Raw genomic sequence first — 21,988 nt, 5'->3', positions numbered from 1 at the left:
AGCTCAATCGACTGGACCGCACCAACTTGAGCGGTCTTCCCTTCGATTTTTCGACGCTAGGCTTATTCAGGACCGTTTGAACGGGTCGGATAGGGCATGAGGCGCATCATTGATGCACATGAAGGGCTCAGCCGCCCATCGATCGCATCGCTTTCATCGTCTGCGTGGAGCCCAGGACTTGCATTACCCGCTTGAGGTTGTAGGCCAGCACATTCAAGCTCATTTCCGTGTTCACATTGCCCAAGCGACGAGTAAGGAAGTGGGTGTAGCCGATCCAATGTTTTCGAAATAATAATGTCAGACTACAATTTCCCTTCCGAAATTATAGTCTGAAATCATTAATTGATGCCGACAGAGTCGGTAATTTAGTCGCCTCGCTTTAATATAAAAGACGCGGAAAGAATAATATGGACCGAATTGAAAGGCTCCTGAAGTTGGGCTACCTGCCGTCCCAATTGCCTCCGGCGTTTAAGACGAGCGACGTGGCGCTTCATCATACGAATCTGTACGCTGCATGGGTCGCCATCCCTTCCAAAGCTAGTGTTCCGACGTCGCCACGGTCAAAGTCAGAATTGTTCAGCGTCGCGCGGGCTGGCCATCAACGCCGGGCGACGAGCTTGTCGAACCCGATCGCCCAGACCTTTTTGAGCAAGGCCGTCGTCGACAACTGGGCCAACATCGTGTCGCATTTTCGCCGTTCGCAGATCAGTGCAAGTCATCCTCGGTTTCGACGCGACTCTGGTCGTGCTGCAAGTTTGCCGTCCATGCAGGGTTTATACGAACGACGGCTGTTACAAGGTGCGGGGTATCGCTACGTTCTTCGAACTGATATCTCGCGATTCTTTCCTACTATTTATACGCACTCGATTCCTTGGGCCTTGCACGGAAAGGCGGCAAGCAAAAAGAGTACAAAACCTACGGCGAAATTTTTCGGCAACCTGTTGGACCTCGCCTGTCGTCAAGGTCAGGACGGACAGACATTTGGGCTTCCGATCGGTCCGGATAGTTCGCACATCATTGCCGAGTGCATCGCGACTTCGATTGACGTCGACCTGGAGCGCAAGCTGAAGGGAAAAATCGCTGGGTTTCGTTACGTAGACGACTACTACCTGTTTTTTGGAACGCAGGGCGAGGCGGATAGGGCACTCGCTTGCTTGGTGCGTTGCCTTAGAGATTTCGAACTGCAAATAAATTTCGAAAAGACCCGTATATGCCGCATCGACGAACTAGAAGAGGATTCCTGGACGCATGCCCTTCGCAGCGTCGCCATCGCTCCCAGTGGTCAGCGGCAGCGCTCCGACATCAACCACTACTTCGAACTGGCGCGTGATCTCGCCAGACGCAATGCAACCGATGCAGTTATGGTCTATGCTCTGCGCCGCGTCAGCTCAGTGATTTTGCGGTTGGAGAATTGGGACGTTTTTGAAGCACAGCTTTGTCTTGTTGCGGCCTCCCACCCCGTCACGCTCCAGTCGATTGCAAGACTCCTTTCCACATATTCAAGGTTGGGATTCCCGATTGGCAAGGAACGCTTGTCGCGCCTTGTCAACTCACTCATAGCAGAGCATGCGCCACTTGAGCACCATAGCGAGGTCGCATGGTGCCTGTGGATCTGCAAAGAACTCGGCTTGACCATTTCGGCTACAAACGTTGACTCGGTCGCAGCAATGGACTCTTCGATCTGCGCGCTAATTTTGCTGGACCTTGATTCAACAGGTTCCCTGCCCAAGACGCTTGCACACTCCCGCTGGAAGCCATTCGAGGCAACGAGTGCGCTATGGGAAGAGCAATGGCTGCTCAGCTATGAAGCTGGGGTGAGAGGCTGGGGTGGCATGTCGGACGCGCACATAAGGGCGGACCCGCATTTTGATGAACTCCGCAAGCTTGAGGTCCGCTTCTATGATACGGATGCACTGATAACTCCGCTCATTAGCCCTAAGCCGAATGCACTGGAACGCCACAATTTCGATACGATTTCTCAGTTATTGGAACTCGATGATCTTGATGATGTCTTCGAGTATGAGGATGATGAGGATGCTTATGGGAGTCCAATTGATGATAAGGAAACAGACGATTTTTAATTCCGCTCGAAAATAAACGTGTCAGGCTACAGTTTCAGAAGTGGAATTGTGACGAAATTGTAGTCTGACACCATTCTTCCATGGATAAATCCAAACCCGAAGGCAAGCCGCTTGAAGCCAAACGCCAGTATCACAGTCGGGAGTTCAAAATCGAGGCGGTCAGACAACTGGAGGAAGGCAAGGTCAGCGGCACGCAACTATCGCTGATGCTGGGCGTGAAGCGGTCGATTATTTACCGATGGAAGAAAGAGCTGGCGACACACGGCCCAGACGTCTCATTTCCCGGTAAAGGCAAGGCTCGCACCGACGAGCAGACCGAGATTCAGCGCCTCAAGCGTCAGTTGGCCGAGGTCACCGAAGAGCGCGATATCTTAAAAAAAGTGGCAGCGTACTTTGCGCGGGAACTGCCGTGAGGTACGCCTTTGTGCAGGCTCATCAGCAGCAGTTCCGGGTCGCTCGGTTATGCCGGGCCTTGCACGTCAGCCGCAGCGGGTATTACGACTGACAACGTCGTGAACCCTCGGCAAGGCAGCAAGAGGACGTCAAGCTGCTCGCGGCCATCGAGCAGACCCATCAGACCTGCCGGCAAGCGTATGGCGCGGAAAAGACCTGGCGCGCGCTTAACGCCAACGGCGTGGCGTGCGGCAAGCATCGCGTCGCAAGACTGCGACGCCAAGCCGGCATCGAGGCGCTGCGCAAGCAGCGGTTTCGTCGGCTGGAGAAGCATTCGCTGTTGGGGCCAGCCCCGAACCGCCTGCAACGTCAGTTCACCGTGCAATGTCCCAATAAAGTCTGGGTGGGCGACATAACGGTTGTACCAACACGGACAGGCTGGCTATATCTGGCCGTACTGCTGGATCTCTACTCTCGGTCGGTGATCGGCTGGAGCATGGCCGAGAAGGCCGACCGCAGGTTGTTGGTCCATGCACTTCAAATGGCCCTAGCCCGGCGCCGTCCCGATCCTGGACTGTTGCACCGCAGCGATCGCGGTGCGCAGTACAGTTCGGCAGAGTACCGAGGCATGCTTAAGGACCACGGCATCATCATCAGCATGAGCGCCAAGGGGGATCCCTACGACAATGCCGTCGCAGAGAGCTTCTTCAGCAACTTAAAGAACGAATTAACGCATCACAAGGTCTTCCACAGCAGGGAGCATGCGTGGCTGGCGATCTTTAACGACATTGAGGTCTTCTATAACCGCCAGCGAATCCACCAGGGGCTAGGTTATCGAACCCCTGCCCAGGTCGAGGCCTCCGTGTCTTAACCAAACTGTCCGAGAAATCCGGGTCAGCTCAGACTACAATTTCGTCTATCGCATGCTGTCAATCGTCGCCCGGCACACTTTCCCCAAGATTGGATTCGTCAAGATTCGACCCCACAAGGTCCGCCATGTGATCGCATAGGCTTTCAATTCCTCCTATCAAACTGGACATAATCCAAGCATCCAGCGGTTGCCCACCACTAGCCTCAGGCTGATTCGCGCCATTCCCGACAATTCGAGCGATAGTCCAAATCGCGGCGCACGCCCGTTCCATTTTCCGAAGCTCAGCAAGCCGTACGGTGACAAACTCCGCATCGTCCGGCGTAGCCCATCGGTCATGAGTCAAAGGGTGATCGTCCATCAGCCGCTCCAGTATTGACGCAATAAAGAGAAGGCAGTCGCCATTGCAGCGACCATGTCGTCCGTCTTTTCCAGCTGTCAATCTGGGCGATCTTTGTGGGATTGCGGTGCCAGTATCGAGTCCGACGGGCATCGCAATCAAGCGTGACCCGTGCCAAATTGAGCACACTTGAGCCGAAATCCGCGCCATGGGTGGCGGTCGTTTCCAATTCAGGCTCAGGTCACGCCGGCTCAGCCGTCATCCCCATCCCTTACACTTACCCCGATCACCAGGGAGCGATATGTCGATTCAAAGATTAGGCCGTTGCAGCATCCTCTTGTTCCTTGCCGCCTTGAGCTCAGGTTGTTCACTCGGCGGCGAGGGCGGATGGAATCGCAGCAGCTGCATGTATGAAGGCAAGTACGAAGAGGGCGAGGAAGACTACGCGGAAGACGAAGCGAAGCGCTTGAACAAGAACTCATCCGATCGGTTGCGCCGCAGCTCTGGCAATTGATCCGCGGATCGGGCATTTCAAGCCTGTGAGGTCCTAGTCAGAGACTTGCCAGTCGTGGAACTGCTTGAACAAGCGAAACCCCACATAGGTTTCGCTCCCGAGCCAGTGCCGCCGGTAGTAGCAATCCCAATAGCTGGTCATGCGTTGCTGCGCCAGATCCAGAAAGGCCGGATTGCCTCGAAGCACCGTTCCGTAGACGTGCTTATCCAGCAAGGGCAAGCACGCCTCGATGTCCTGCAGGATTTCAACGACGTATTCGCTGCAGAGCTGCACCACGAACGGCACAACCCAAGGCTCGGAAGCCGCAGCCAGCCGCTCAATCTGGCGCTGGCGTACCTGGCCGTCATGATGGCGTGACTGTATGCACGCGTAGATCAGTGCCTGGGGTTCGTCCAGCTTGGAAGACAAGGAATCGCTGCCCCCATGCTGAACGCGATAGGGCAGCGTCAATGACTCGTCCTGCACGATGACGGACAATCCGCGGCCGCACATGACCGAGGGGCAGATTTCCTCGGCGATATGTGCAGCTTCGGTTCGCAGCCGCGCGGGGAAGGCCGCTGTTAGCAGCGCCGTCTGCTCAGGGGCGGCCGTGCGCGGGCGAGAGGGCATGTGGGGAATGCCGCTTGAATGGCGTTCACCGTGTCATACGGTGCGTCTGGTGGACGACTGCGGCAAGCACGGATGCTGACGCTGCCGCATGAAGCACGACGGCGCTTACGCCGCCGCCTCTGCAGGTTTCGGCACAAAGAACCGATCCTTCAATTCCTGCAACCCGATCCTATCCAGCATCTCCGTCAGCCGCTCAGCCGCCTTCCTCCGCGGCAAATCCTTGTACTGGGCGATGATCAGCTCATTCTTCATCGAATGCTCCCATCCCACCAGCTCAGTCACGCTGACCTGATACCCGTGCGCTTCCAGCTGCAAGCACCGCAGCACATTCGTGATCTGGCTCCCGAACTCCCGCGTATGCAGCGGATGCCGCCAGATCTCAGCCAGCGGATCGGCCAGCGCCTTCGCCTTGTTCTTGCGCAGCACCGACGCCACTTCCGCCTGGCAGCAGGGGACGACGACGATGTACTTGGCCTTCTTCTCCAACGCGAAATGAATCGCGTCGTCGGTGGCGGTGTTGCAGGCGTGCAGGGCGGTGACGATGTCGATCGTGGCGGGCAGCTTGTCCGACGTGATCGAATCGGCGACCGACAGGTTCAGAAACGACATGCCGCCAAACCCCAGCCGCTTGGCCAGTTCTTCCGACGACTTCACCAGTTCTTCGCGGGTTTCGATGCCGTAGATGTGGGAGCCGTTCTTCAGCGCCTCGGGCTGTTCCTTGAAGAACAGGTCGTAGAGGATGAAGCCCAGGTACGACTTGCCCGCGCCGTGGTCGGCCAGGGTGACGGCGCCGCGTTGTTGTTGGACGTCTTTGAGCAGCGGTTCGATGAACTGGAACAGGTGGTAGACCTGCTTGAGCTTGCGGCGGCTGTCCTGGTTCATCTTGCCGTCGCGGGTCAGGATGTGCAGGGCCTTGAGCAGTTCGATCGACTGGCCGGGGCGGATGTCGTGGGTTTTGTCGGACATGGGGTAAGGCAATGCGCCCCGCGATGGGCGGGGCGCATAAGAAGGCGGAAAGCGTCAGTTTAACGAAAACGCGGCCGGCCCTGGCGGAACGGGCGCGGACTGTGCCTCTTCTAGTGATTCGCATGATTTGGCATGCGAGTAACATGCCCGATGCGATTGGAGCAGGTCATGCATTTCTGAAAGCGCCCACCGCCAGGGCGGGCGCAGGGAGAGTCATCAAATGTTCAGCCACATCACTGTTGGGACGCGTGATCTTGAACGCGCGGGCCGTTTTTATGACGCGGTGCTGCTTCCGCTCGGACTGAAGCGCCGCGTTGTCACGCCGGATGGCGGGCCCTTGGCGCTTTGCTGGGTGACCGGCCAGGCGCTGCTGCCGCGCTTCTACGTCTACATGCCCTACGACGGCGAGCCGGCGACGGTGGGCAATGGCAGCATGGTCGCTTTTCTGGCTCCTTCGCAGGAAGCCGTGAGCATGGCCCATGCGGGCGGTCTGGCGCCGGGCGCGCGTCCTCATTACGGTGACGGCTACTTCGGCGCGTATCTGCGCGATCCCGATGGGAACAAGGTCCATATCGTCCATCGCGGGGACCTCCTGCTGTAACGCGGGATATGACCTGGCATCCCTGGAGAAACGCAAATGCTCGTGAGTCAGCTTGCTCTTGTGTACGGCACCTATCTGATTGCCACCGCCAGTCCCGGCCCCAGCAATATGGCGATCATGGCAACGGCGATGCGTGACGGCCGTGTGCCGGCGCTTGCGCTGGCGGCGGGCGTGATTACCGGCTCGCTATTCTGGGCCACGCTGGCGGCGACGGGCATTTCCGCCGTGCTAGCGGCGTCCGCGCAGGCGCTTTACATCATGAAGATGGTGGGAGGCGTTTATCTGCTCTATCTGGCGTTCCGCACCGGCAGGTCGGCGCTGAGGCCGGGCGCGGCCTTTGTGAATGTGAAAACGGGCCGTGCGACGCCGCGCTATCGGCTGCTCTACCGCCAGGGCGTGCTCATGCACATCGGCAATCCGAAGGCGGTGCTGGCCTGGATGGCGATCATGTCCTTGGGGTTGGGGGAGAGCGCGTCGGACGGCACCTTGCCGGCGATCATCGGCGGTTGCGCGTTGCTCGGCGTCATGGTATTCGGCGGCTATGCGATCTCCTTCTCGACCGCGCCGATGATTGCGCTGTACGCCAGGCTGCGGCGCTGGATCGAAGGGACGGTGGCCGTGGTGTTTGCGGTTGCAGGCGTCAAGCTGCTGACCTGGCAACGTTGATGCGGCGGCTAGTCATCGACGGCCAGTGCCGGCGATGACAAGCCTCAGGCCAAGCGTCCGGCACGCAAGCGGCCGGACGCCGCGGGGTCACGCCTTCGGGAAAACCGGCTCGCCCAGGTTCAGCATCAGGCGATTCGCCCAGGCGAAGATCGCATCCGAATGCAGCAGATCCAGGATCTCGCCTTCGTTCAAGCCCGCATCCTTCAGGGCCTGGATGCTGTCGGCGTTTACCGCGGCAGGCGCTTCGGTGATCTGGATCGACAACTTGCCAATGGCGAGCTCGCTCGCTGTGGCGCCGGTGGTGGCGGATCCTTGATCACCTGCGAGATGATCTTGTTGCGCTTGGCAAGTTGTTCGTAGCGCTGGGCCTTCAGAATAGGATCGGGGTGCGCGCATTGAGCGTGACTAAGTCTTTGCAAAAGTAGCGATCGTCAAGATATTTGGCTTCGTACGATCGCACGTCGTAATGGACCCAAGTCGGGGCCATACTGTCTGGCTCCAGTGACTTTCGATTCCTGGCCTCCCATCCGATCTGGGCATTCGATAGCTCCACCAGCTTTCCTCGGACTTCACGGCATTTTAGGACATCGTCTTGTCTGGTTTCGCCAGGTTTAGGCTTGATGTCCAGATCGACGGCTTTGCCGCAGTGATTTGTGGTATTGCGATGATTTTGTTGATTGTTGACCGAACAGCGGTAACCAGAACTGAAAGTGAATGGGTGCTTCGGCATGTAAAAGTGAGCGGCTCGCACTGCCCAAAGAAGCATACGGTGAATTCCAGGATACTCATAAAGGTGGAACTCCTCGGTCTTTCGATTACCTAGGTACTTGCCCCTAAATTTGCCTTGCCCGAATCCGTCGCACATGCCGCAGCGGCACTTCAAGCGGGAAAAGTCGATTAGAAACTGATCCGCGAATGAATCAATGGCCTTGAGAGTTGAGCTGTCAGCAATGCCACTCGGGGCGCTCCTACCCATCACGTCGACTTGGAATTTGGCCACCTGCAACTCTGTGCCGGGTCCGAACTCGCCGTCTGGGAGCGTCCCACGAAACCCTGCAAGACGTATTTGCAATTCCTCGACATCAGCGCCCTGCATACCCTTAGATAGAAGCCTTGTGCCATAGGTGCTCATTGTTGCCTCCAGAGCGTTGGCGAGAGATTCAGCGTCGCAGAGCGCGGCAAAAGAACCTCTCAAAACGACGTGTTCTTACGTCTGGGTTGACCAAAGTATATGAGAACATCCGTTTTTTTTGCGATCAAAAATAGGGGGCGGAAACATCTATGCTCGTTACGCGACTTGCGAAAAAATTCAATAGATCGGACGGCAATAAAAATTCAGACAGAAAAAAATAGTAGTACGAAAGTACTATTGTGGTTGATGTTGTCGCCGCTTAATCTTGCGAAATTAATTATGGTTGGAGGGCGAGTGCCAAGAGGTTGCGATATGGTCGTGTCTAGAGAACGTAACGGGGCCACATTTGCAGGCGGCTGGAAGAAGTGCGCTAATTTTCGCCGAGGAGGGAAGATGAAAATTGCAATAATAATAAATGCAACTATAACGGCACTGCTTATCGGTATTGCCACAGGTTGTTCGACGACCTCGCCATTCAGCGAAAAAGGTTATGAACAGGCTACATCCCTGAAAGTTGAAGCAATGGCAACGATGGACAAGGCAAGAGAGCCTTACTCCAGTCAGCGTCAAGTGGTAGAACGTCTAACTTTCAACATCGAAAAAGCATACGAATACGCCAAGGGGCGCCCGAATAACGGTGAGGTTGCACAACAATGGAAGATTATTAAGGATCCTGCGCGCAACTCGTTAGGAGGGTTCCTAAAACGTTGGCAAGATAGCGTGATTCTCAATGAGAGTTACATATTGGAGGCGAAGGGTATCGTATCCGATGGCTTTGATACTGTTATTGAACTGGAGAGCGGTAAGCGCAAAGTGGGCGAAGGGCGGAGTCCTTAACGGAGAAAATAATGGCCGAATTTGATACTTTTTTTAGGCAATTGCAGGATGAAATCGTCGATTTTGCGAACTATAGCTGGCGCTCATATGAAGCCGCCGCAGCTCAAGATGGAAAGCAATTCGTTAGTGAGTTAAGGACTGATTTGCAGCGATGGACTCAGTTGTTGGAGGTGGGAGCGCTAACCCGCGAAGATTTCGAATGGCTTGTGGTTGGAAAAAAGGATCTGGCAGAACTTGTAGCTCTTAAACGAATAGGGCTGGCAAAAGTCGCGTTAGATAGATTTATTAATGGATTGATTGATACCGTTGTATCCACGGCGTTCAAGGTTTTTTTGTAGTGATTGAAGTTGGATTTCAATCGGGTTGTGCTAGGGAATTTAAATATTAGAGCCTAGATATATTTATCGTTTTTTGGCGTGTGCTTCTCGCTCTGGAGTTGCGATGACTAATAACATAAGAGCTATGTGCGGCTTAATGTCCAGGGTGCCCGTTTTCTTCGGGCTTCAGCTAATAATTATGATGTTCTTTGCACCGTTCACATCAATTGCGGTGGCGCAGCCCTGTCCTGGAGGCGAGGCATCGTTGGCGGAGGTGAGAAACGTTATTAACGATCTGGGTAAGAATAATCAGGCTCCTGCTGCTGCAGATTGCGGTTATGCCTGGGGATCAAGTGTCAAACTGGATCAGGACTCTATGGCTGATAAGGTTTTGATATATTTCTTCAGTGAGGCTGCGGACCTTCATCGACAAGCCTATAGGAAGCGGAAACGGGAAAATCTCGAAAAGTCTGCTGATATGTACCTCGTTAGTGAAATCGCTCTCCGTAAGAGGTTTGTGGAGGAAGCTCTAAAAATGGACATTGACGTCACGGAGCTTCAACTTTTGCGTCGCGAAACTATCAAACACATCTCTGCTTTGACCGGTGCTTTGGCTCTTCGAAAGCAGTATTTGGAAATTGATAAAATTCTCTCCGATACGCGGTCAAGTGTTATTGATAATGAGGCGATTAGGGCATGGTTGCAAGCAATATCTTCATGCGATAAGTTCGATGGTAATCCGGATATAAATATGTGTGTCGTGGAGAAAAAAGAGGATTGCCGAGAGCGGATTTCAATTTTTCTGTCGTTCGTGGATGACCTGAAGCGGCAAGAATTCTCAGGTCGTACGCAGAAAGAAATCGCCAACCTGCGACGTCTAACCGAAGACGGGGGGTGCCTAAATGAATAGAATATTCAGATTCTGCATGTTTTGGGGTGTGCTGGCGTACTTTTTTTTATCAGACCCCACGAGTGCGGCGGACATTGCGGCGTCAATGAATAACCAGCAACCCATTGAGGTCAGCGCGATTGGAGATTCAGCGAACCGTGTTGGGAGTCCCGTGTTTCTTACTCTTGCATTTAAGAATGTGAGCTCTGTTAATCAGATTCTAACTAATGTTAATGCCGAAATTGACGCCTCAGCTAACGGAAGATTTGACGGGGGAGGTTTTTGTAAATCGGATATGGCGGGTGAATATACGCTGGTACCGGGAGAGACCTATAGCCTGTCATGCAGGTTTCCGGTGCCGGTGAGACAACGCTCAGAATCTTCCGGAAATGCGATTCCTCAGGGCGTTACTAATGTGGTCGGGTCGGGAAAGGGTTGGAGTGATCAATCTTGGTATGACAGTCTGTTTAATGCAAAGCTGCGCCTTTTTGTAGACGTGGCGGTTGAAAACATAGGTCCTAGAGACGCCAATGACAACGCCGAAAGCCCTGTTCAAAATTTTCGCTTTTTCCCGATTATTCCAGTGCAGGCTAGCGAAACTAGTATATTTGTTGGTGGTGCGGTAGGCGCTATGTTGCTGGCGGTATTTGTCTGGGTCGAACGATTGCTCAGAAATCCTGAAGTTCGAGAGCAGTGGGTTCGGAATATTTTTGTAACTTTCCTTACTGGGCTGCGGGGAGCTCTTTTGTCCGCGATTGCGCTTCTATTGGGGCAAACTACACAGGGAGTCGGATCGCCGGTGGTGCTTACTGTCACAGATTTCAGCGGAGGGGTGTTGATAGGATTATTTTCATATCCCCTGGCCGCGTGGATATCGTCGACGCTTAGACTTAATGAAGTGTTTGTCACAACAAAAAATAATGAGGCTGTGCATTAAAGCGAGAATTTTCAATCGCGGATAGTTTATGACAACGAAAGTGCATGTTCGAAGCTGGCCGAGGCGGATGTCGTGGGTTTCTTCGAGCGTGGGGCAAGGCAATGCGCCCCTGCTAGAGGCGGGGCGCAGGGGGGAGGCGTAAAGTGGCAGTTTTACGTTTCGGCAGGGCAGGCAGGGCGAACGGCGTTAGGCACTGGTGACCGGGCGAGGAGAAATTCTCGGGAGCACGACACGTTTGGTATCACGCTCCGAAAACCTCAAGCAGCTGGGAAAACCGGCTCGCCCAGATTCAGCATCAAGCGATTCGCCCAAGCAAAGATCGCATCCGAATGCAGCAGATCCAGGATCTCGCCTTCGTTCAAGCCCGCATCCTTCAGGGCCTGGATGCTGTCGGCGTTCACCGCAGCAGGCGCTTCAGTGATCTGGATCGAGAACTTGCCGATAGCCAGTTCACGCGCCGTGGTGCCGGCCGTGACGGGATCCTCGAACACCTGCGCGATGACTTCATTGCGCTTGGCCAGCTGTTCGAAACGCTGGGCATGCACGGACGCGCAGTACACGCAGCCGTTGATGCGCGATACGTAGGTCGAACCCAGTTCGCGCTCGGCGCGCGACAGTCCGCCCGGCGCATACATGATGGCGTTGAACGCCGTCGAGCGCTGGCGCAGGATTTCCGGCTGATGCACCAGGAACAGGTAGTAGTCCGAGACCTTGGCCTTGGGGTGGCTTTCTTCCAGGACGGCGACTTGTTCGGGCGTGGCGGTTTCGACGTTGACGACGTCGAGCCAGGCCTTCCATTCCAGCGATTCGTTGGTGAAGCCGTGGGCCTTGATGACGGCGCCGGGCGCGGTGGCGGCGGTGTTGGCGGGGAAGGGCGCGGGCGGGGTGCCGGCGGCACGTTCGGGCTGGCCTTCCAGCTCCTTCATGGCTTCCAGGCCGGCGACCAGGCGGACCTGGTAGGACAGGAAGGCGACGAGCTGGGACAGAGTGACCACGGCGGGCGTGGAGACGCCGGCGGCCGGCAGGGTCTTGAGCGCGGCTTCGTCGCCTTCGACGGGCTTCTCGATCAGCTTGCGCGTGAATTCCAGGATGGCGGCCAGGCGCGGGGTGGCGGCATCAGCCGGCCTGCCGGATTCGGCGACGGCGATGTCGGCCGGGGTGGCGCCGGCGTCGGCCAGGCGCGCGCGGTAGTGCGCGGCCAGCAGCGGCGACGGGGTGATGCGGGTGGCGTACAGCGCGACCAGCAGGCGCTCGGCCAGGGACAGGCCGGGCAGCGCGGGGTCGAACAGGGCGTCGTAGCTGCCTTGGGTGGCGGCGGCGACCTTCTCGCGGAAGTGGCGCACTTCGTAGGTCTTGGCGCCCGGGGCCAGGCCGATCAGGCGGTCGACGAGGTCGTCCGTGACGTTGTAGACGATGGGTTCAGCCATGCGGATCTCCTTGATTCTTTACTTGGTGGCGCGGGCCTGGACTGCCGCATCGAGGAACTGCTTCACGCCTTCCCAGGATTCCTGGTCGGCGCGGGCGTTGTCCTTGGGGTTGCCGCCGCTGGTGCTGATCTTGCCGGACACGGGGTGGGCGTAGACGAGCTGGGTGGTGGGCACGTAGGGGAACAGGATGGAGTGCCCGCCGTTCTCGTAGTCCAGCCACTCGACCGGGTAGGGATGGTTCACCTCGGCCAGCTTGTCCTGCACCATCTTGGAATAGATGCTGGACGGCCAGGAGCCGTCGTCGGTGCCGGACAGCAGCATGACGGGACCCTGGATGTCTTCGACCTTGATGCGGGCGCGGGCCACGGCGTCGGGGTCTTGCAGGGCGGTGAGGATGGCTTTTTCGTGGCGGTGGGGCGAGGGGCCTTCGTCGAAGGGCGCCCAGGTGGCGGTGCGGTTGTTTTCCCAGACGTGGGGGATGGGCTTGCCGCCCAGCAGCCACGTGGGGCCTTCGCGGCCGATCTTGGGATCGCAGGCGTTCTGGCCGCTGTGGACCACGGCGCCGGGCACGTAGGCGACCACGGCCGAGACTTCCTCGGGGAAGGTGGCGCCCAAGAGCAGCACCAGTTCGCCGCCGCGCGACTGGCCGCTGATGGCGACGAAGTCGTGCTTGGGGCTTACCTTCTTGCGCAGCCAGCGCAGGCCGGTCTGGAAGTATTCCAGCGGGGTGTTGGAGATGTAGTCCGACAGGCCCGGCGCCTTGAAGTAGGCCAGCGCGAAGGCGGCGTAGCCGCGCGACGCATACAGCGCCGCGCGCGGTTCGTTGATGCCGCCGCCGGAGCCGTTCAGGATCATGACCGCAGGGAACGGGCCGGGGCCGGGCGGCAGGTACAGCGTGCCGACCAGGCCTTCCTCGCGCACGTCCTGGCGCGTGACGCCGTCAGCCGCCAGGCGCTGGGTGAAGCTGGCCTGGGCCTGCGCGCCGGCGGCGCGCGCCACCACGTCGGTGACCAAGGCTTCGGTCACCGGGTGGTTGAAGTGCTCGCGGCTGGACGAGTCCACGGGGGACTGCGACCAGACCAGGCCCATGGGCGCCACGCCTTCGTAGTCGCCGGACACGGGCGCGTCGCGGCCCAGGTCGACCGTGCCGTCCGCGCCCGCCACGAAGGCGGCCTGGCTTTGCCAGAGCACGCCGTTGCGGCGGGTCAGGGCGGTGATCTCCACCGTCTGGCCGGGCGCCACGTGTTCGACCCGGATCTGGCGCGGCACGTCGATCAGGTCGACGGCCGGGGTGATGGTCAGGGTGGGCGTCATGGCTTACTTGCCCGATTCTTTCGTCACCATCATGGCGGCCGTGCGGTCGCTGGTCATGGGGGTGACCTTCAGGCCCTTCTTGGTGGCCCAGATGTTCTTGTAGTGGAACAGCGGGATGATGCCGACGTCGTCGTACACGATCTTGACGGAGTCGCGCAGGATGGCTTCACGCTTGGCTACGTCGAATTCCGAGGTGGATTGCTCCAGCGCGGCGTCGACCTTGGGGTTGCTGTAGCGGCCCCAGTTGGACGCGCCCAGACCCTTCTTGGCGTCGGCGGTGGCCAGGATGTTGACCAGCGCGTAGCTGCCTTCGCCGGTGCCGTTGCCCCAGGCCAACATGCTGACCGCGAATTCGTTCTTGTTGGCGCGGCCCGAGTACACGGCCCATGGCACGACTTCCACCTGGGTCTTGACGCCGGCGCGGGTCCAGAACTGCGCCACGGCCTGGGCGGTTTCCGGGCCTTGCGGGTAGCGGTCGTTGGGCACGTGCATGGTCAGCTTGAAGCCGTCCGGGTAGCCGGCTTCGGCCAGCAGCTTCTTGGCCTGGGCGACGTCGTTGGGGATGTCCTTGACGTCGGGGTTGTAGCCGATGGTGCCCTTGGGCATCCACTGGTTGGCTTCGGTGGCGGCGCCTTGCAGGATGCGGTCGGCGATGGCCTTGCGGTTGATGGCCAGGTTCAGGGCCTGGCGCACGCGCACGTCCAGCAGCGGGTTCTTGTCCAGCGGCTTGCCGTTGTTGTCGGTGATGTACTGGTTGGGTGCGGGGTTGAAGCTGGGTTGCAGCAGCATGACGCGCAGGCCGTCGTAGGGGTAGACCGACACGTTGGCGGCCTTTTGCAGCTTGGCCAGGTCCGACACCGAGACCTTGTCGATCACGTCCACGTCGCCGGCCAAGAGCGCGGCGGTGCGGGCGGCGGCGTTGTTGATGTAGCGGTAGTTGACCTTGTCCCAGATCTGCTTGTCGCCCCAGTAGCCGTCGTTGCGTTCCATGATGACGCGGTCGCCGGGGGTGTAGGACACGAACTTGTAGGGGCCGGTGCCGACCATGGCCTTGCCCGAGTTGTAGTCTTCGGTGGTGGACTTTTCACCGACGTGCTTGCTGACCACGTGCACCGAGGCCAGGTTCAGCGGCAGGTCGGGGTTGGGGGCCTTGGTCTTGACGATGAGCGTCAGCGGGTCCTTGGCGGTCATCGTGTCGATGGTGCGCAGGTAGCCGGCATAGGTGGCCACGCTGCCCGGCACGGCGCGCGCGCGGGTGTAGGAGTAGATCAGGTCGTCGGCGGTGAAGGGCGTGCCGTCCTGCCACTTGACGCCTTCGCGCAGCTTGAATTCCCAGGTCTTGTCGTCCAGCGGCTTCCAGCTGACGGCCAGGCCGGGCTGCAGCTTGTTCCACTTGTTCTCGATCAGCAGGTCCCAGAAGTGCAGGGCCACCGAGCGGTCGCCGGCGTGGTTGTTCAGCTGCGGGTCCAGGGACGACAGCGGGTCGGCGAAGCCGATGGACAGGTCGTCCGCGCTGGCGGCGGCGGAAGCGCCGAGGATGGCGGCGGTCAGGGTGGTGAGAATCAGGCGTTTCATGTTCGGGGTCCTTGGTATAGGGGGAACTAGCGGTTAATCCGGAAGCCGCGGCGCGGCGGCTGGGTTCACGCCATGTCGTTCAGGTGACAGGCGCTCAGGTGGTTGATGGCGATTCCCTTCAAGGTGGGAACCTCGGTCTTGCAGCGCGGCATCGCATGCGGGCAGCGCGGATGGAAATGGCAGCCTCCCGGCGGATTCAGCGGGCTGGGGATCTCGCCCTTGATCGCGGTAAAGGTCTTGTGGCGCGACTTCAGGCTGGGGATCTCGGCCAGCAGGGCCTGCGTGTACGGATGGTTGGGGTGGCGGAAGACTTCTTCCACCGTGGCCGTTTCCACCACGCGGCCCAGGTACATGATCACGACGCGGTCGGACAGGTGCTCGACCACGCCCAGGTCATGGCTGATGAAGAGATAGGTCAGCCCCAGGTCTTCGCGCAGGTCCATGAAAAGGTTCAGGATCTGCGCCTGGATCGATACGTCAAGCGCGGCCACGGCCTCGTCGCACACCAGCATGGTGGGCTGCACGGCCAGCGCGCGGGCGATGCCGATGCGCTGGCGCTGGCCGCCGCTGAACTGGTGCGGATAGCGCTGGCGCAGCGCGGGGTCCAGGCCGGCGCGTTCCAGCTGGGCGCTGACGTAGTCGTCGAAGTCGCCGTTGCCGACCAGGCCGTGGATGCGGGCCGCTTCGCCCACGATCTCGTCCACGCGCAGGCGCGGGTTGAGGCTGGCGTAGGGGTCCTGGAAGATCATCTGCACTTGCAGGCGCGCGGCATGGGCCTGGGCCGAGTTCATGTCGGCCGGGCGCACGCCGTTGATGCGGATCTCGCCGCCGGAGGGCGTCAAGAGGCCGGCCGCGATGCGGCCCAGCGTGGACTTGCCGCAGCCGGACTCGCCGACCAGGCCGACCACTTCGCCGGGGTTGACGATCAGGTCCACGTTGTCGACGGCGCGGGTCACGGCGGGCGGCTTGGACAGGCCCAGGCGCTGCATGGCGCGCGTCGCGGGGCCGGTGGGGCGTTCGCCGAAACGCTTGCTGACTTGGCTGAGATCAATCAGCGGGGTAGGGGCGGTCGCGCTCATGCCATTACCTCGCTGGTCTGGATCGTGGGGTGGAAGCAACGCACTTTGTGTTCGGGTAGGGCCTGGGTGATGCCGGGCTGCTGGCCGCAGGCGGCGGTGGCGCGCGAGCAGCGCGCCGCGAAGGCACAGCCCGTGGGCAGGTTGAGCAGGTTGGGCGTCATGCCGGGAATCTGGCGCAGGCGTTGGCCGCGCCGGTTGTTGCTGGGCAGGCTGTCGATCAGGCCCACGGTGTAGGGGTGCTGCGGACGGTCCAGCACGTCGTCGACGGTGCCGTGCTCGACGATGCGGCCGGCGTACATCACCGCCACGTCGTCGGCCAGGCCGGCCACCACCGACAGGTCGTGGGTGATCCAGATCAGGCTGGTGCCGTGCTGTTGCGCGAGCTTCTGCACTTCGGACAGGATCTGCGCCTGGATGGTGACGTCCAGCGCGGTGGTGGGCTCGTCGGCGATGATCAGGTCGGGCCGGTGCAGCATGGCAATCGCAATGGCCACGCGCTGGCGCATGCCGCCGGACAGCTGATGCGGGTAGGCCAGCAGCCGCTCTTCGGGGCTGGGGATGCCCATCATGCCCAGCGTGTCGCGCGACAGGGCGCGGGCTTGCGCCACGCTCATCTTGTTGTGGGCGCGCACGGTCTCGATCATTTGCGCGTCCACCCGCAGCACGGGGTTCAGCGTCATCATCGGATCCTGGAAGATCATGGCGATGCGGTTGCCCTGCAGCTTGCGCAGCTCGCGCGGCGCCAGCTTGGTCAGGTCGCGGCCCTGGAACAGCACTTCGCCGCCGACGATGCGGCCCGGCGCGTCGACCAGGCCCATGATGGAGAAGCCCGTGACGGACTTGCCCGAGCCGGACTCGCCGACCAGGCCCAGGATCTTGCCGCGTTCCAGCGTGAAGGACACGTCGTCCACGGCGGGCAGCACGCCCGCGCGGGTATGGAAGTGGGTGCGCAGGTTGCGCACCTCCAGCGTCGGCGCGCCGGCAGTATGGCGGTCGGCGCTCATTTGTGGGTCCTCGGGTTCAGCACGTCGCGCAGGCGGTCGCCCACCAGGTTGATCGCCACGATGGTGATCAGGAGCGCGATGCCGGGGTAGAAGCTGATCCAGTATTCGCCGGACAGCATGGTCTGGAAGCCGTTGGAGATCAGCAGCCCCAGCGACGGTTCGGTCACGGGCACGCCCAGGCCCAGGAAGCTCAAGGTCGCTTCCAGCGTGATGGCGCGCGCAATCTGCAAAGTGCCGATGACGATCAGCGGCGGCAGGCAGTTGGGCAGGATGTGCTTCAACATGATGCGCCAGTTGGGGATGTCCAGGCAGCGGGCGGCTTCCACGTATTCGCGGCGGCGCTCGACCAGGGCCTGGCCGCGCGCGGTGCGGGCGTAGTAGGCCCATTCCAGGATCACCAGCGTCAGCACCACGTTGCCCACGCCCTTGCCCAGGTAGGCCAGAATCATCATGGCGACCAGGATGGACGGGAACGACAGGATCAGGTCGACCAGGCGCATGATCAGGGCGTCCACCTTGCCGCCGGCGTAGGCGGCCAAGAGGCCCAGCAGCGTGCCGACGATGCCGGCGATGAGGGCCGAGCCCACGCCCACCACCAGGCTGATGCGCAGGCCGTACAGGATGCCCGAGAGCAGGTCGCGGCCCTGGCCGTCGGTGCCCAGCCAGTAGTGGAAGGTGTCCAGGCCGTTCATGCTGCCCGGCGGCAGGCGCGCGTCCAGCACGTCGATCTGCAGCAGGTCATAAGGGTTCTGCGGCGCGATCCAGGGCGCCAGGATGGCGGCCAGGATCAGCAGCGTGGCGACAGCCAGGCCCAGCACTGCCGTCTTGGACGACATGAACTCGGCCAGGTTGCGCCGCCACGGCGATTCGCGGCGCAGCGCGGGGGTAGGGTTCGGGGTAGATACGGCGCTCATGCCGAGGCCTCCAGCCGCACCCGCGGGTCCAGCACTTTATAAAGAATGTCCACGATCAGGTTCAGGGTCACGAACAGGCACACCACCACGATCAGGTAGGCCACGATGACGGGGCGGTCCAGCGCGTTCAGGCTGTCCAGGATCAGCTTGCCGGCGCCGGGCCACGCGAAGATGCTTTCCGTGACCACGGCGAAGGCGATGGTGGAGCCCAGCTCCAGGCCCAGCACCGTCACCAGCGGAATCATGGTGTTGCGCAGCACGTGCACACAGACCACGCGCATGGGCGACAGGCCTTTGGCGCGCGCGAACTTCACGAAGTCCAGCGGCAGCACGTCGCGCACGCCGGCGCGGGTCAGGCGGATCACCAGCGAAATCTTGAACAGCGACAGGTTGAACGCCGGCAGGATCAGGTGGCGCCAGCCGTCGGCCGTCAGCCAGGACCACTGGAAGCCCAGGAACTCCACAGTTTCGCCGCGGCCGCTGGCCGGCAGCCAGCCCAGCGACACGCTGAAGGTCATGATTAGCATCAGCGCGATCCAGAACGTCGGCAGCGAGAAGCCGACGATGCTGCCCGCCATGATCATCTTGGCGAAACGGCTATCCGGATACAGACCGGCGTAGAGGCCCAGAGGCAGACCCACCACCACGGCCAACATCATTGCGGCGATGGCCAGCTCGAACGTCGCCGGCAGGCGCTGGATCACCAGTTCGACGGCAGGGATGTTGTAGACGAAGCTGTTGCCCAGATTGCCGTGCAGGGCACCGTTCAGGAACGCTAGATACTGTTCCCACAGCGGCTTGTCCAGGCCGAGTTCGGCGATGATGCGGGCGCGGTCCACCTGGTCCACGTCCTGGCCGATCAGGATGTCCACCGGATTGCCGATGGCATGCAGGCCCACGAAGACGATCAGCGTCATCAGGAAGACCACCACCGCGGCTTGCGCGATGCGGCGCAGCAACCAGCCCGTCATTGCGCGGTCTCCGCTTGCGGGGCCGGGGCCGGCGTCCATTCGTCACCGAACACTTCGGGTTCGGAGAACGCTTCCATATTGGCGTAGTGCGTCTCCACGTCCTCGCGGTAGAACAGGCCGGCGATGCCTTGCGCCAGGCGCTTGGCGCCTTCGCTGATGGCCGGGATGTCGCCCGAGATCGTGCCCTGCGTCAGCGCTGCCGGGTAGGAGAAGCAATGCACGCGGTCCAGGCCGGGACAGGCGCCCGGGGTCTTTTCCTGCAATTCGAACACCGCGCCCAGGTCGGGCGAGTCATGCAGTTCCTGGTCTTCTTCGCCGGCCGGCGGCACGTAGCGGTCGCCCCAGGCGCGCACGTGCGGCGCCAGCGCGGCGAACTCCGGACGCACGGTCCAGTCGATGCGGAAACCCGTGGAGAAGATCAGGAAGTCCAGCACGAACACGCCCTTGGGCGTGGTGACGTGGATCTCGTCGCCGACCAGCGCCAGGTCCTGCACGCCGCAGCCCAGATTAAAGCGGGCGTTGGGGTGGCGCGAGACGCGCAGCGTGCTGCCGCGCGGCGGCGGCACCTGGGCGGCGTTGATGTAGTGGCGGATCTTCCACTTCCATTCGTCGGGCAGGGTCAGGTGGCCGTGGGTCAGGCCGGGGTTGCCCGCGCCCTTGCCCTTGTTGATGCGCGGAATGTCGTTGCGGCGGATCAGCAGGTCTACGCTGGCGGCGCCGGCTTCCAGCGCGGTACCCGCGCTGTCCATGGCCGACGCACCCGCGCCCACCACGCCCACGCGCTTGCCGGCCAGGGTGTTGTAGTCCATCACGTCGGACGAATGCGCCCAGCGGTTGCGCGGCAGCTTCTTCGAAAAATCAGGCACATAGGCGCCGCCCAGGCCGTCGCGGCCGGTGGCCAGCACTACCCGGCGAGCCAGCACCGTGCTGCGTCCGGCGGGGGATTCGATGTCCAGCTGCACCAGCTGGTCGGCGCGCGGCAGCACTGCCAGGATGCGGTGTTCGTTGCGCACATCCAGTTCCAGCGCGCGGCGGTACCAGCGCAGGTAATCCATCCATTGCAGGCGCGGGATCTTGTCCAGCGCTTCCCAGGCCTCGGAACCGAACTGGGCTTCGAACCAGGCGCGGAAGGTCAGCGCCGGCAGGCCCAGCGCGGGGCCGGTCAGCTGCTTGGGCGAACGCAGGGTTTCCATGCGGGCGGTGGTGGCCCAGGGACCTTCATAGCCTTCGGGCGCCTGGTCGAAGATCGGGGCGTTGATGCCCAGGTGCTTGAGCGAGGCGGCCGCGGCCAGGCCGGCCATGCCGCCGCCGACGACGGCCACATCCAGCACGGGCTGGCCGTCGACGAGGCGCGGCGTGACCCAGTTCTTGGCGGGGATTTCCAGCCAGGACAGGTCTTGCCGCAGGCGCGCTTCCAGCACGGCTAGGCCTTGCGGCGGGGTGGCTACAGGCTGATTCATATAGCAGGGGATTCCGTAAGAGGGGCGTCGTCGCCATAGATCGACTGCAGCAGCGCCGAATGTTCGGCGGCGTCGTGCAGGGCGAAGCCGGGCAGCAGGGCTGCGGCGGCTTGGGCCAGCGCGTCGACCATGGCCTGGCAGGCTGGCGTCGGCGTTTGCGACTGCGGGGTGATGACCCCGAAGAAAAAGGGAATGTCCAGGTCGATGGGCCGGATCGCCACGCCCGGCATGGGGGCGCCGTAGGCGGTGATCGGTTCCAGCACCGACACGCCCAGTCCGGCGCGCACGGCGGCCAGGGCGTTGACGGACGAATTGGTTTCCATGGTGCCCAGCGTCTGGGCGTTCTGCGCCAGCGCGGCGTCCAGGCGGCGGCGCAGGCGGTAGGGATTGGCCATCGTGATCATGCGGCGTCCAGCCAGTGCGGCGACGGGCACCACGGCTTGTTGCGCCAGCGGATCGTTTTCCGGCAGCGCGACCACACAGGGCGCTTGCCCGATCCAGTGCACCGTCAGGCCGCGGTGCTCCAGCGGCAGGCTGGTCGCGCCCAGTTGCGCGGCGCCCGACAGCACGGCGTGCACCACGCGCTCGGGCGAGGCGCTGCGCAACTGGATGCGCGCGGCGCCGATCCGGTCCTCGATGCGCTTGAGCGCGTCGGGCACCAGGCCCGCCGCCAGGGCGGAGGTGGCGGCCATCAGCAGCGGCTGGGCCTGGCCGCGGGCGATTTCATCGGCGCGGCTGCGGATCTGCTGCATGCCCGCCAACGCGCGCTCGACATCGTCATACAGCAGGAAGCCCTGCTCGGTGGGCGTCACGCGCGGGCCGCTGCGCGCAAACAAGGGATAGCCGATCTCGGCTTCCAGTTCCTGCAACAACCGGCTGATCGCCGGCTGGGAGCGTCCCAACAGCCGGCCGGCAGCAGTGACGCTGCCCGTGGACATGACGGCCGCGAAGGCCTCGAGTTGACGAAGTTCCATCTGATTTGATTTATGCCAAGGACGAATTCTTGCCCGGCAAGTATGCGCTTTGCAAATAATTAAAGCGCATAAGTAAATTCCCTGATGGGGTTTTCATCAGGGAATTTCATAACTGCTAGT

21 protein-coding genes and 3 pseudogenes are annotated in these 21,988 nt (G+C 60.9%); 9 read left to right on the top strand and 15 right to left on the bottom strand.

The genetic code is table 11. The features are described 5' to 3' along the window. Positions 1-127 precede the first annotated feature (127 nt). Positions 128-283, bottom strand: a pseudogene (locus ACM1PE_RS15110) (IS5/IS1182 family transposase); the annotation flags it as partial. A 124-nt stretch (positions 284-407) separates the two neighbouring features. Between ACM1PE_RS15110 and ACM1PE_RS15105 the strand changes: the two are divergent. From ACM1PE_RS15105 to ACM1PE_RS15095, 3 genes and pseudogenes are all read left to right on the top strand, one after another. Further along, positions 408-2,081, top strand: a complete 1,674-nt coding sequence (locus tag ACM1PE_RS15105; protein ID WP_419343700.1) for an RNA-directed DNA polymerase — start codon at positions 408-410, stop codon at positions 2,079-2,081. Positions 2,082-2,161: 80 nt separating this feature from the next. Then, positions 2,162-2,494 (top strand): transposase, encoded by a 333-nt coding sequence (locus ACM1PE_RS15100; protein WP_419343699.1) that lies wholly within the window; start codon positions 2,162-2,164, stop codon positions 2,492-2,494. 107 nt (positions 2,495-2,601) lie between these two features. Beyond that, positions 2,602-3,345, top strand: a pseudogene (locus ACM1PE_RS15095) (IS3 family transposase); the annotation flags it as partial. A gap of 58 nt (positions 3,346-3,403) precedes the next feature. Here ACM1PE_RS15095 and ACM1PE_RS15090 read toward each other — a convergent pair. The 3 genes from ACM1PE_RS15090 to ACM1PE_RS15080 all read right to left on the bottom strand — a co-directional run bounded on the left by ACM1PE_RS15090 (position 3,404) and on the right by ACM1PE_RS15080 (position 5,771). Then, complete coding sequence (locus ACM1PE_RS15090) at positions 3,404-3,703, bottom strand: hypothetical protein (RefSeq protein ID WP_419343698.1); 300 nt, start codon at positions 3,701-3,703, stop codon at positions 3,404-3,406. A 526-nt stretch (positions 3,704-4,229) separates the two neighbouring features. After that, positions 4,230-4,805, bottom strand: a complete 576-nt coding sequence (locus ACM1PE_RS15085) for a hypothetical protein (protein WP_419343697.1) — start codon at positions 4,803-4,805, stop codon at positions 4,230-4,232. 105 nt (positions 4,806-4,910) lie between these two features. Continuing rightward, positions 4,911-5,771 (bottom strand): class I SAM-dependent methyltransferase, encoded by an 861-nt coding sequence (locus ACM1PE_RS15080; protein WP_419343696.1) that lies wholly within the window; start codon positions 5,769-5,771, stop codon positions 4,911-4,913. A gap of 220 nt (positions 5,772-5,991) precedes the next feature. Here ACM1PE_RS15080 and ACM1PE_RS15075 point away from each other — a divergent pair, with 220 nt between their 5' ends. Both ACM1PE_RS15075 and ACM1PE_RS15070 read left to right on the top strand, forming a co-directional pair. Further along, on the top strand, positions 5,992-6,372 hold the full coding sequence (locus ACM1PE_RS15075; RefSeq protein WP_419343695.1) for a VOC family protein: 381 nt from the start codon (positions 5,992-5,994) through the stop codon (positions 6,370-6,372). 36 nt (positions 6,373-6,408) lie between these two features. After that, a complete protein-coding gene (locus ACM1PE_RS15070; RefSeq protein WP_419343694.1) occupies positions 6,409-7,038 on the top strand; it encodes a LysE family translocator in 630 nt (209 codons plus the stop codon). Between the two features lie 87 nt (positions 7,039-7,125). Here ACM1PE_RS15070 and ACM1PE_RS15065 read toward each other — a convergent pair. Both ACM1PE_RS15065 and ACM1PE_RS15060 read right to left on the bottom strand, forming a co-directional pair. Next, positions 7,126-7,406: pseudogene (locus ACM1PE_RS15065) on the bottom strand (peroxidase-related enzyme); the annotation flags it as partial. A gap of 2 nt (positions 7,407-7,408) precedes the next feature. Further along, entirely contained in the window at positions 7,409-8,170 is a 762-nt protein-coding gene (locus tag ACM1PE_RS15060) for a peptidoglycan-binding domain-containing protein (protein WP_419343693.1), read from the bottom strand. 393 nt (positions 8,171-8,563) lie between these two features. On the opposite strand from ACM1PE_RS15060, the gene ACM1PE_RS15055 reads away from it, so the two are divergent. The 4 genes from ACM1PE_RS15055 (at position 8,564) to ACM1PE_RS15040 (ending at position 11,150) form a co-directional block, all read left to right on the top strand. Then, a complete protein-coding gene (locus tag ACM1PE_RS15055) occupies positions 8,564-9,007 on the top strand; it encodes a hypothetical protein (protein ID WP_419343692.1) in 444 nt (147 codons plus the stop codon). Between the two features lie 11 nt (positions 9,008-9,018). Further along, positions 9,019-9,345 carry a hypothetical protein gene (locus ACM1PE_RS15050; protein ID WP_419343691.1) on the top strand — a complete coding sequence of 109 codons (327 nt, stop codon included), beginning with the start codon at positions 9,019-9,021 and terminating at the stop codon, positions 9,343-9,345. A 103-nt stretch (positions 9,346-9,448) separates the two neighbouring features. Further along, the gene (locus tag ACM1PE_RS15045; protein WP_419343690.1) at positions 9,449-10,234 is read left to right on the top strand and encodes a hypothetical protein; all 786 of its coding nucleotides are present in this window, start codon (positions 9,449-9,451) and stop codon (positions 10,232-10,234) included. Next, on the top strand, positions 10,227-11,150 hold the full coding sequence (locus tag ACM1PE_RS15040) for a hypothetical protein (RefSeq protein WP_419343689.1): 924 nt from the start codon (positions 10,227-10,229) through the stop codon (positions 11,148-11,150). Before ACM1PE_RS15045 ends, ACM1PE_RS15040 begins: the two co-directional genes overlap by 8 nt. Before the next feature lie 257 nt (positions 11,151-11,407). On the opposite strand, the gene ACM1PE_RS15035 is transcribed toward ACM1PE_RS15040, so the two are convergent. The 9 genes from ACM1PE_RS15035 to ACM1PE_RS14995 form a co-directional block, all read right to left on the bottom strand. Beyond that, positions 11,408-12,577 (bottom strand): CMD domain protein, encoded by a 1,170-nt coding sequence (locus ACM1PE_RS15035; RefSeq protein WP_419343688.1) that lies wholly within the window; start codon positions 12,575-12,577, stop codon positions 11,408-11,410. Positions 12,578-12,595: 18 nt separating this feature from the next. Continuing rightward, positions 12,596-13,891, bottom strand: coding sequence for an acyl-CoA thioesterase/bile acid-CoA:amino acid N-acyltransferase family protein (locus tag ACM1PE_RS15030; protein WP_419343687.1), 1,296 nt, complete (start codon positions 13,889-13,891; stop codon positions 12,596-12,598). 3 nt (positions 13,892-13,894) lie between these two features. Next, positions 13,895-15,466, bottom strand: a complete 1,572-nt coding sequence (locus ACM1PE_RS15025; RefSeq protein ID WP_054456311.1) for an ABC transporter substrate-binding protein — start codon at positions 15,464-15,466, stop codon at positions 13,895-13,897. Between the two features lie 65 nt (positions 15,467-15,531). Continuing rightward, positions 15,532-16,545 carry an ABC transporter ATP-binding protein gene (locus ACM1PE_RS15020; protein ID WP_054456312.1) on the bottom strand — a complete coding sequence of 338 codons (1,014 nt, stop codon included), beginning with the start codon at positions 16,543-16,545 and terminating at the stop codon, positions 15,532-15,534. After that, positions 16,542-17,549: an ABC transporter ATP-binding protein gene (locus tag ACM1PE_RS15015; protein WP_419343686.1), complete on the bottom strand. Its 1,008-nt coding sequence runs from the start codon at positions 17,547-17,549 to the stop codon at positions 16,542-16,544. The genes ACM1PE_RS15020 and ACM1PE_RS15015 overlap by 4 nt, the downstream gene beginning before the upstream one ends. Next, positions 17,546-18,463 carry an ABC transporter permease gene (locus ACM1PE_RS15010; protein ID WP_059373243.1) on the bottom strand — a complete coding sequence of 306 codons (918 nt, stop codon included), beginning with the start codon at positions 18,461-18,463 and terminating at the stop codon, positions 17,546-17,548. Before ACM1PE_RS15010 ends, ACM1PE_RS15015 begins: the two co-directional genes overlap by 4 nt. After that, positions 18,460-19,434: an ABC transporter permease gene (locus ACM1PE_RS15005; RefSeq protein WP_054456315.1), complete on the bottom strand. Its 975-nt coding sequence runs from the start codon at positions 19,432-19,434 to the stop codon at positions 18,460-18,462. The genes ACM1PE_RS15010 and ACM1PE_RS15005 overlap by 4 nt, the downstream gene beginning before the upstream one ends. Then, positions 19,431-20,894 (bottom strand): NAD(P)-binding domain-containing protein, encoded by a 1,464-nt coding sequence (locus ACM1PE_RS15000; protein ID WP_419343685.1) that lies wholly within the window; start codon positions 20,892-20,894, stop codon positions 19,431-19,433. Before ACM1PE_RS15000 ends, ACM1PE_RS15005 begins: the two co-directional genes overlap by 4 nt. Continuing rightward, positions 20,891-21,868 carry a LysR family transcriptional regulator gene (locus ACM1PE_RS14995; protein WP_059373239.1) on the bottom strand — a complete coding sequence of 326 codons (978 nt, stop codon included), beginning with the start codon at positions 21,866-21,868 and terminating at the stop codon, positions 20,891-20,893. Before ACM1PE_RS14995 ends, ACM1PE_RS15000 begins: the two co-directional genes overlap by 4 nt. Positions 21,869-21,988 lie beyond the last annotated feature (120 nt).

It is taken from the genome of Achromobacter sp. PD1, from assembly GCF_048541815.1.
Classification (GTDB): Bacteria; Pseudomonadota; Gammaproteobacteria; order Burkholderiales; family Burkholderiaceae_B; genus Achromobacter; species Achromobacter bronchisepticus_A.
The sequence above is the reverse complement of the archived record's forward strand: the minus strand, read 5'-3'. Positions and strand labels throughout refer to the sequence as shown.

What these genes read in the sequence shown, in the direction of transcription:
- ACM1PE_RS15100 (WP_419343699.1), top strand. Translation starts at nt 2,162, where the DNA reads ATGGATAAATCCAAACCCGAAGGCAAGCCGCTTGAAGCCAAACGCCAG.
- ACM1PE_RS15040 (WP_419343689.1), top strand. Translation starts at nt 10,227, where the DNA reads ATGAATAGAATATTCAGATTCTGCATGTTTTGGGGTGTGCTGGCGTAC.
- ACM1PE_RS15015 (WP_419343686.1), bottom strand. Translation starts at nt 17,549, where the DNA reads ATGAGCGCCGACCGCCATACTGCCGGCGCGCCGACGCTGGAGGTGCGC.
- ACM1PE_RS15030 (WP_419343687.1), bottom strand. Translation starts at nt 13,891, where the DNA reads ATGACGCCCACCCTGACCATCACCCCGGCCGTCGACCTGATCGACGTG.
- ACM1PE_RS15020 (WP_054456312.1), bottom strand. Translation starts at nt 16,545, where the DNA reads ATGAGCGCGACCGCCCCTACCCCGCTGATTGATCTCAGCCAAGTCAGC.
- ACM1PE_RS15010 (WP_059373243.1), bottom strand. Translation starts at nt 18,463, where the DNA reads ATGAGCGCCGTATCTACCCCGAACCCTACCCCCGCGCTGCGCCGCGAA.
- ACM1PE_RS15085 (WP_419343697.1), bottom strand. Translation starts at nt 4,805, where the DNA reads ATGCCCTCTCGCCCGCGCACGGCCGCCCCTGAGCAGACGGCGCTGCTA.
- ACM1PE_RS15060 (WP_419343693.1), bottom strand. Translation starts at nt 8,170, where the DNA reads ATGAGCACCTATGGCACAAGGCTTCTATCTAAGGGTATGCAGGGCGCT.
- ACM1PE_RS15000 (WP_419343685.1), bottom strand. Translation starts at nt 20,894, where the DNA reads ATGAATCAGCCTGTAGCCACCCCGCCGCAAGGCCTAGCCGTGCTGGAA.
- ACM1PE_RS15045 (WP_419343690.1), top strand. Translation starts at nt 9,449, where the DNA reads ATGACTAATAACATAAGAGCTATGTGCGGCTTAATGTCCAGGGTGCCC.
- ACM1PE_RS15090 (WP_419343698.1), bottom strand. Translation starts at nt 3,703, where the DNA reads ATGGACGATCACCCTTTGACTCATGACCGATGGGCTACGCCGGACGAT.
- ACM1PE_RS15025 (WP_054456311.1), bottom strand. Translation starts at nt 15,466, where the DNA reads ATGAAACGCCTGATTCTCACCACCCTGACCGCCGCCATCCTCGGCGCT.
- ACM1PE_RS15080 (WP_419343696.1), bottom strand. Translation starts at nt 5,771, where the DNA reads ATGTCCGACAAAACCCACGACATCCGCCCCGGCCAGTCGATCGAACTG.
- ACM1PE_RS15050 (WP_419343691.1), top strand. Translation starts at nt 9,019, where the DNA reads ATGGCCGAATTTGATACTTTTTTTAGGCAATTGCAGGATGAAATCGTC.
- ACM1PE_RS15105 (WP_419343700.1), top strand. Translation starts at nt 408, where the DNA reads ATGGACCGAATTGAAAGGCTCCTGAAGTTGGGCTACCTGCCGTCCCAA.
- ACM1PE_RS15035 (WP_419343688.1), bottom strand. Translation starts at nt 12,577, where the DNA reads ATGGCTGAACCCATCGTCTACAACGTCACGGACGACCTCGTCGACCGC.
- ACM1PE_RS15070 (WP_419343694.1), top strand. Translation starts at nt 6,409, where the DNA reads ATGCTCGTGAGTCAGCTTGCTCTTGTGTACGGCACCTATCTGATTGCC.
- ACM1PE_RS14995 (WP_059373239.1), bottom strand. Translation starts at nt 21,868, where the DNA reads ATGGAACTTCGTCAACTCGAGGCCTTCGCGGCCGTCATGTCCACGGGC.
- ACM1PE_RS15055 (WP_419343692.1), top strand. Translation starts at nt 8,564, where the DNA reads ATGAAAATTGCAATAATAATAAATGCAACTATAACGGCACTGCTTATC.
- ACM1PE_RS15075 (WP_419343695.1), top strand. Translation starts at nt 5,992, where the DNA reads ATGTTCAGCCACATCACTGTTGGGACGCGTGATCTTGAACGCGCGGGC.
- ACM1PE_RS15005 (WP_054456315.1), bottom strand. Translation starts at nt 19,434, where the DNA reads ATGACGGGCTGGTTGCTGCGCCGCATCGCGCAAGCCGCGGTGGTGGTC.